The 7,236-nt window shown below is 40.1% G+C and carries 9 protein-coding genes and 1 riboswitch; all 9 genes read right to left on the minus strand.

Annotation, left to right across the window (positions count from 1 at the left end; genetic code table 11):
* Positions 1–102: 102 nt before the first annotated feature.
* On the minus strand, positions 103–666 hold the full coding sequence (locus IQ283_RS22145; RefSeq protein ID WP_194222190.1) for an NAD(P)-dependent oxidoreductase: 564 nt from the start codon (positions 664–666) through the stop codon (positions 103–105).
* Positions 663–1,409, minus strand: coding sequence for a sirohydrochlorin chelatase (locus tag IQ283_RS22150; RefSeq protein ID WP_194222191.1), 747 nt, complete (start codon positions 1,407–1,409; stop codon positions 663–665). The genes IQ283_RS22145 and IQ283_RS22150 overlap by 4 nt, the downstream gene beginning before the upstream one ends.
* 13 nt (positions 1,410–1,422) lie before the next feature.
* Entirely contained in the window at positions 1,423–2,208 is a 786-nt protein-coding gene (gene cobA / locus IQ283_RS22155; protein WP_194222192.1) for a uroporphyrinogen-III C-methyltransferase, read from the minus strand.
* Positions 2,209–2,264: 56 nt separating this feature from the next.
* A complete protein-coding gene (gene cysC / locus IQ283_RS22160) occupies positions 2,265–2,873 on the minus strand; it encodes an adenylyl-sulfate kinase (protein WP_194222193.1) in 609 nt (202 codons plus the stop codon).
* Between the two features lie 14 nt (positions 2,874–2,887).
* A complete protein-coding gene (gene sat / locus IQ283_RS22165) occupies positions 2,888–4,036 on the minus strand; it encodes a sulfate adenylyltransferase (protein ID WP_194222194.1) in 1,149 nt (382 codons plus the stop codon).
* A 24-nt stretch (positions 4,037–4,060) separates the two neighbouring features.
* Positions 4,061–5,125: an inorganic phosphate transporter gene (locus tag IQ283_RS22170; protein WP_194222195.1), complete on the minus strand. Its 1,065-nt coding sequence runs from the start codon at positions 5,123–5,125 to the stop codon at positions 4,061–4,063.
* Between the two features lie 5 nt (positions 5,126–5,130).
* On the minus strand, positions 5,131–5,853 hold the full coding sequence (locus IQ283_RS22175) for a phosphoadenylyl-sulfate reductase (protein WP_194222196.1): 723 nt from the start codon (positions 5,851–5,853) through the stop codon (positions 5,131–5,133).
* Positions 5,854–5,964: 111 nt separating this feature from the next.
* Positions 5,965–6,108 (minus strand): YezD family protein, encoded by a 144-nt coding sequence (locus IQ283_RS22180; protein ID WP_194222197.1) that lies wholly within the window; start codon positions 6,106–6,108, stop codon positions 5,965–5,967.
* A 96-nt stretch (positions 6,109–6,204) separates the two neighbouring features.
* Positions 6,205–6,310: riboswitch (SAM riboswitch) on the minus strand.
* A gap of 115 nt (positions 6,311–6,425) precedes the next feature.
* Positions 6,426–7,082: an NfeD family protein gene (locus IQ283_RS22185; protein ID WP_194222198.1), complete on the minus strand. Its 657-nt coding sequence runs from the start codon at positions 7,080–7,082 to the stop codon at positions 6,426–6,428.
* Positions 7,083–7,236: the final 154 nt, after the last annotated feature.

A 7,236-nucleotide genomic window follows, 5' to 3' on the forward strand; every position in this document is an offset into this window, starting at 1 on the left:
GGCTCCTCCTTTCTTATCTTATGGTAATTTTAGGATCGCTTCAAACGTATCATTGATGATCTTGAAACAGAAAAATAGTCTAAGCGAATCAATAGCATGTGATTATAGAAATGTCTTATTCATAGCTGTTTCTAAAATGTCCTTCTTTTCACTTTCGCACAAGTTATTGCTCTTTATTTCCAGCCTTTTCTTATATAAACTCTCTACATACTGTCCATATGACTGGTCATATTGCAACGAAAGGTCATCTCGAATTTTCTTTGCGAGCAACGGACTTGCTCCACCTGTGACAACAGATATCACTAGTCTTCCTCGCCTCAACGTTGCAGGTAGAGACACGTTACCTCTGTCAGCCTGATGTGATGCATTAACTAGCTGATTATCTTCGGCATGTTTGACAACAAATTCATTCACTTCATACGAATTGGTCGCTACAATAATTAAAAACGCATTATGTATATCACACTCCCTAACTGCGCGTTCCACGAGGGTAATATTGTCAGAATCCACATATTTCTTAATATCACTGTGAATAATAGGGCTTACTACTTTTAGATTCGCACCGCAACCAAGTAGACCTTTGAGCTTCCTAAGCGCGATACGACCCCCTCCAACAATGACAACTTTTTTTCCTACCAGGTTAAGGGTAACCGGATATTCCCTCATACCTTTACCTCCATCTCATATGCTTCTATTACTCTTTCTTTCAATACATCTTTCAAAAATTCATGGTAGCCAAGGTAATGACAAAGATAGAAATCTGGACCATCTCCATCTAACCTACTTATTTTATGTTCCATTTCTCTCATTAGAACACCTGTAAATAAAAGATAAGGAATGACAAAGACCTGACTATTAGTGCCGTTTTTAGCGTGTTTAATTCCTTCATCAAAGGTTGGAGTTGCAGCTGCAAGATAGCACACAGAGACCTTTTTAAATCTCATCTTTTCAAGGATTCGCCTTGCGATTCGATCTAAATCTCTTATTGTATCAGGATCACTACTTCCTCTCCCTACAAGTAGAGCACTTGCATCTTGTTGAATGGAAACTCCTGTCTCCCTAACTCTTTCTTCTATAATAGAGATCAACTTATCGTGTACTCCTAAAGGACATCCCATGTGAACAGTTATCGATGGAAATTCTCCAGAGACGCGCTCTACTTCGTTCGGAATGTCCTTCTTTACATGAGTTGCTGCAAGTAATAAGACGGGTACTACCACAATTTCTTTCGCACCTTGTTGTACACATGTTGATATACCTTGATAAATATCGGGCTTCGAAAGCTCAAGAAAACATGTCTCTTGGATTGGATACCCAAGTTCTTTTTTACACTTCTCAACAAATTCTACCGCTTGATTTCTTCCTTCTTTCACGCGACTACCATGACATATATATAGAACGGCTTTCACTATCCACCACCTCCTATAAGGCGCTAACGACCGACTTAGTGCTTTGTTCATCTCGTGACATTTTCTCAAACCAATTCAGTTTCGACCTTAGGTTTACCACTTCACCCACGATAATCATGCTTGGGTTTTGCACTCCTGCTTTCTTTACATCTTCTGTTATTGTCTCAAGGGTACCCGTTACCGTTTGTTGCGTTTGTGTTGTTCCCCAGTGAACAAGTGCAACAGGAGTTTCTTTATTCCTTCCATATTTTCGAAGCATCGAGCAAATATAAGGTAAATTTTTCACTCCCATATAAATGGCGAGTGTATCTATACCTTTGGCGAGACTCTCCCAGCGTAATTCTTCTTCTTCGCCTTCTTTACGATGACCAGTTACAAATGCAAATGTTGAACTTAGTTCACGATGTGTTACTGGAATGCCTGCATACATAGGGGCAGCAATACCAGAAGTAATACCTGGAACGATTTCAAAAGGGATTCCATGGTTTGAAAGGACTTCGGCTTCTTCACCACCTCGACCATAAACAAAAGGGTCTCCTCCTTTTAACCTTGTGACCACTTTCCCTTTAAGTGCATGCTTTACGAGAAAACGATTTATGGTTTCCTGTTTTAGTGTGTGGTAATCAGGTAACTTACCGCAGTAAATTAACTCGATCCCTTCTTTTGCGTAATCGAGAAGGTCTTGATTGATTAAGCGATCATAGAGGATCACATCTGCCTGCTCAATACACTTTACGCCTTTCACTGTAATTAAGTCGATGTCTCCTGGTCCTGCGCCAACTAGATAAACTTTCCCCATCTGATTTCCTCCTCCACGAGATGATTTTATTCTTAAAAATCACTTAAGCTCAAAAGTTATTGATTTATAATCAACCCTTGCTTTACTAAATAGGACATCACTTTATCAGCACATTCTTCTCTGGAGTGGTTGTCCGTATCAATGGTGATTTCGGGATTGATCGGTACTTCGTAAGGAGATGATACGCCTGTGAAGTGAGGAATCTCGCCACTACGAGCTTTTTTGTATAATCCTTTAGGATCTCGACTCTCACACTCATTTATTGGACATTTCACATATACCTCAATAAATTCACCTTGTTGCAGAAGTTCACGTACTACTTGTCTATCACTATGGAACGGGGAAATAAATGCAGTGATTGCGAATTGACCGCTATCAACTAGTAGTTTAGACACCTCCCCAATACGTCTAATATTTTCCTTGCGATCTTCTTCTCGAAAACCAAGATCCTTATTTAAACCCTGACGGATATTATCACCGTCTAGAACATAGCTTTGGACGTTTAATTCATGAAGCTTCCTTGAAACATCATTTGCCAGTGTTGATTTCCCGGAACCAGACAAACCTGTAAAGAAGAGTACTGCACTTTTATGCTGATTCCTCTGCTGCCTCATTTCTTTTGTTACCACTGTATCGTGCCAGGTTAAATTATTGTTCACTGTCATCTCAAATCTCCCCCTTATGCGTTCACTGTCTTCTCACTCATTCCTTTAATTAGTACCTCCACAACCTCAGGACGACTAAATGTTGCCGGAGGCTGCTCCCCATTTCGTAAAAGGGCACGTACTTTAGTACCTGATAAAATGACGTGATGCTCCTTCCCATGCGGGCACGTTTTGGCCGAAGCCATGCTATCGCACTTCTCACAGTAGAAACTGTGTTCAAAGAAGAGTGGTGTAATTCCTAATTCCTCGCTTGTAAATTGACTAAAGATTTCCTGGGCATCATAAGTGCCATAGTAATCACCTACTCCGGCATGATCTCTCCCCACAATAAAATGTGTGCATCCAAAGTTTTTTCGAACAAGCGCATGAAAGATTGCCTCTCTTGGCCCTGCATAGCGCATAGCAGCAGGAAAGACACCAAGGTGCACACGATCTTCAGGGTAATAGTTCTTAAGTAGAACTTCATAGCTTTCCATTCGAATTTCTGCTGGTATATCATCTGATTTGGTTTCACCTACAAGAGGATTCAAGAACAAGCCATCCACTGTTTCAAGTGCGGTCTTTTGAATATACTCATGCGCTCGATGAACCGGATTTCTTGTTTGAAATCCTACAACTTTCTTCCAGCCCTGACGTTCAAAATAATCTCTTGTTTCAGATGGATCATAATGATAGCGGTCAAACTTGCCTTTTTCGGTTCTTTTAATAAGCGTAATTGGTCCACCAATGTAAACATCTGGTCTATCGTAAACTTTTTTCACTCCTGGATGTTCACTGTCCTCTGTTAAATACACGTGGCGCGCCTCCACTCCCTTATCAGGAGTATATTTGGATTCCACTTCTATTGTGCCGTACACAGTCCCATTATTAGTTAACTTCACTTTATCACCAATTACGATCTCAGCAGCTCGTTCGTGCGTAACTGGCAACGTAATAGGAATGCTCCATGGCAACCCGCTTTCTAATTTGAGGTGATGAACGACTGACGTATACTCATCTTCATTAAGAAAACCAGTTAACGGACTATACGCTCCTGTTCCGATTAATTCCAGATCACTTAACGCAGTAGTGTCTAGCTCAATTTCTTTAATAATCCCATCAATTTCAGTATTAGGTTTGTAACGGTTAATCAATGTTCCTCCATGCGCGTTAATTGTTGCCATCTTAATCCCTCCAAATTGAATTTATTATAAGCTTCCTTCGTCTTGTAATGTTCTCTTTTGAGAGCGAATCGATCGAATTAAACTTCCTGATCCAAGCGTCGCTAGAATAACGCTGCCAATTGCAATTAATGTATATAAATCACTTTCTAAAAAAAGTTTGATCATACTATAAGAAATAACTAAAGAAAAAACCGGTGAAACTGCCCAAACTTTAATCATTCGCGTAATGACATCTTTCTGCCAAAGCTGAAATCCATCTTTAGCCGTTCCAATACCAATGATCGATGAGGTGGTAATCTGGGTAAGCGGCACCGGAATCCCAAATAAGGAAGCTCCAATCACAAGTCCAGCGCTCGTACCTGATATAGCACAACCTTCACCAAGTGAAAATTTTGTGATGCGATAACCATTCGTTTCAATGACACGTTTACCAAAAACTAAAGCACCTAAAGCAACAAAAGCTCCCCCAAAAAATGCGCCGTGAGAAAGGGATAAAACTCCCGCTCCAACTAGCGGTCCAATCGCATTTGCGACGTTATTCATTCCTGCTGAAAAGGCTTCTAGAAAACCGGCTACAATTAAAAAAATGGTGAGTGGCTTTTGCCACTTTGAAGTAAGATTGATTCTTTGTTTTAAAAGACCTAAAATTTTCCCAACACTGAGAGCTGTCGCAAAAGCAATAACCGGTATAACGATCCACAACAACATAATGAACATCACATTCTGAAAGTACAAAGCACGATAAGCAATACCAACTCCTACCACTGCGCCCACAGTAACTTCACTTGTTGATAATGGAATCCCCATCATATTTGCTAGAAAGAGCGCTGTTGTAGCTGAAATGAAAATAATCAAGATAACCTTTAGACTGAGTACGGAAGAAGGTATAATGCCACTCCCCATTGTTTTAATAACATTACCTCCACCTAATGTGGCACCACCAACAATCCCAATCGCACAAACACTCAGTGCTACGCTTCTTCTTTTAATCGCTCCCGCCCCGTAAGCCACTCCCATCGATGCCGCAGCTCCACTAGCGCCAATATTCATAGCAAAAAAGAGAGCCACCGTAATAACTAGGGTTGTCATGACCGTCACCGATTTGGTGCTGAATCAAGATGCAAGCCGCATTCCGTTTTTTCCTGATTTGCCCATCTCCCAGCTCTAGAATCACTACCTTCCAATACCCTTTCAGTGCATACCGCACATCCTATACTTGGGTAGCCTTTATCATGAAGGGGATTGTATGGTAAATCCTTTTCGTACACGTACCTCCAAACATCTTTCCATGTCCAATGAATAAGTGGACAAACCTTAATCGCCTGAAACTTATCATCTCTATTGAAATAATTTGTCTTTTGTCTGAGTGGCGACTGCTCTCTCCTTAACCCTGAGATCCAGGCACTTACATGATCTAATTCTTCATGCAATGGTATGATTTTTCTCAAGTTGCAGCACTGTCCCGGGTCTCGCTCCCATAGAGCATCCCCTTTACTTAATGCTTGTTCTTCGACCGACTCCTTTGGTTGCTTTAACTTAATATTTAGAGATGGATATTTAGCTTTTACTTTATTAATTAGCTCATAAGTCTCATTAAAATGGAGACCTGTATCCAAAAAAACAATTTTCGCGTTCTGGTTTATCCGGGAAATCAAATCAATTAGAACGACACCTTCAACACCGAAACTACAAGCATATACAATATCACCTTGGTAAATTTGATACGCCCACTCCAGAACTTCAAGAGCCCCTTTCGTTTCTGATTCAACGTTGAATTCAGGTTCCTTCCCCGACCAATTATCATAGAACCAATTCATTTCTAACCCTCCCAATTCCGATCAAGGAAATATATTTAAAAGTTTAAAAAAAGAGGCGATTCTAACCTTTAGGGTTAGAACCGCCTCTAGTTTCTCTAGTCAGCGCCAATATTAAAGTCGTTCTTTTTCTTTTCTTTCAAGTTGAACAACTTTCCCATCTTGAACAACAAGCGTAATTGATCCAAATTTCAACGAACTTAGCATTCGTTCTATACGTACAGCAACGTCTGAAAAATTCTGGTCTTTCGTTCCCATCATGCAACCTCCCTTTGTCGTAATAATCATGAGGAGAAGCTTATAAATGAAAAAAGCCTTCCCAAATTGGAAAGACAGATCAGGTTACCTTAATTCACCTTATCTTCCAAAATGGACTCCATTTTGCTGGAAGTAGCACCTTGCCAATCAGGCAGGTTGCTGGACGTCAACGGGCCAGTCCCTCGGTCTCTCTTGATAAGTTATTTTCTAAATCTTAACTATTATCTAACAACATGTCAACCCTAGTTTAGAGATCGGGATAAAGGGATTAGAAAAGAATATGAAAAAATCCCCGAATCTATGACTCGGGGACCATTTTAAATTGGATGACGTTTACTTTCTTCTTTTTTCTCTTCTATTAAGATACGCGTACCATCTACAGACGTAATAACTACTGCCGTATCCTTATCGATCCAACTTCCAACAGAAATGGCGCTGTACTTTTTCTCATTGACTTGTATTGTTCCACTTGGTCGAAATGGAGTAATTGTTATAGCCGATTCTCCAACTAAACTCTTATACTCAGAGTTCATGGAATTATACCCCATTTCACTGCTTAATCGATCCTTTAACGTCATTTTCGTCCACATAGAGCGTGCGGGGAAAACACGCAAAAACAGGAATGAAGCAGCTGTACCAATTAAAAAACCACTTGAAACGAGAAGTCCATAAAGGAAAGTTGGGGAAGGAATGGCTACGGCTGTAACCATCATAATTAATCCAATCAGACCAAATGTACCATCGTTGAGTAATTTCCCATCAAGAATAACTAAGCCTAAACCAACAGCAAACACAAGTCCCATCCAGAGAATTGATGATAAAGAAGTAAGATGGAAACTAAAATAAAATGTGAGCAATAGTATTCCGATCAATCCAAAAATACCTTTTACACGGACAAGTAACTCAGCAAACAAGAATAGCACGCTAAGTAAGACGATAAGAAAGCCAACTGCTGGCAAAGATAGAATCTCCATCCTCGCTCCCTCCTTTTCCTTCTTCTCTTATACGTTCAAAAGGGAAGAAAGTTTCAGTCACTTGTCACTTTACGATTGAAATACCCCTTTTATTCCATCAATAATCGCAATAAAGAAATCAATGATTTTTTGAATAAATGACTGTGTCTCGTCT

It is taken from the genome of Pseudalkalibacillus hwajinpoensis (assembly GCF_015234585.1).
Lineage (GTDB): Bacteria > Bacillota > Bacilli > Bacillales > Guptibacillaceae > Guptibacillus > Guptibacillus hwajinpoensis_B.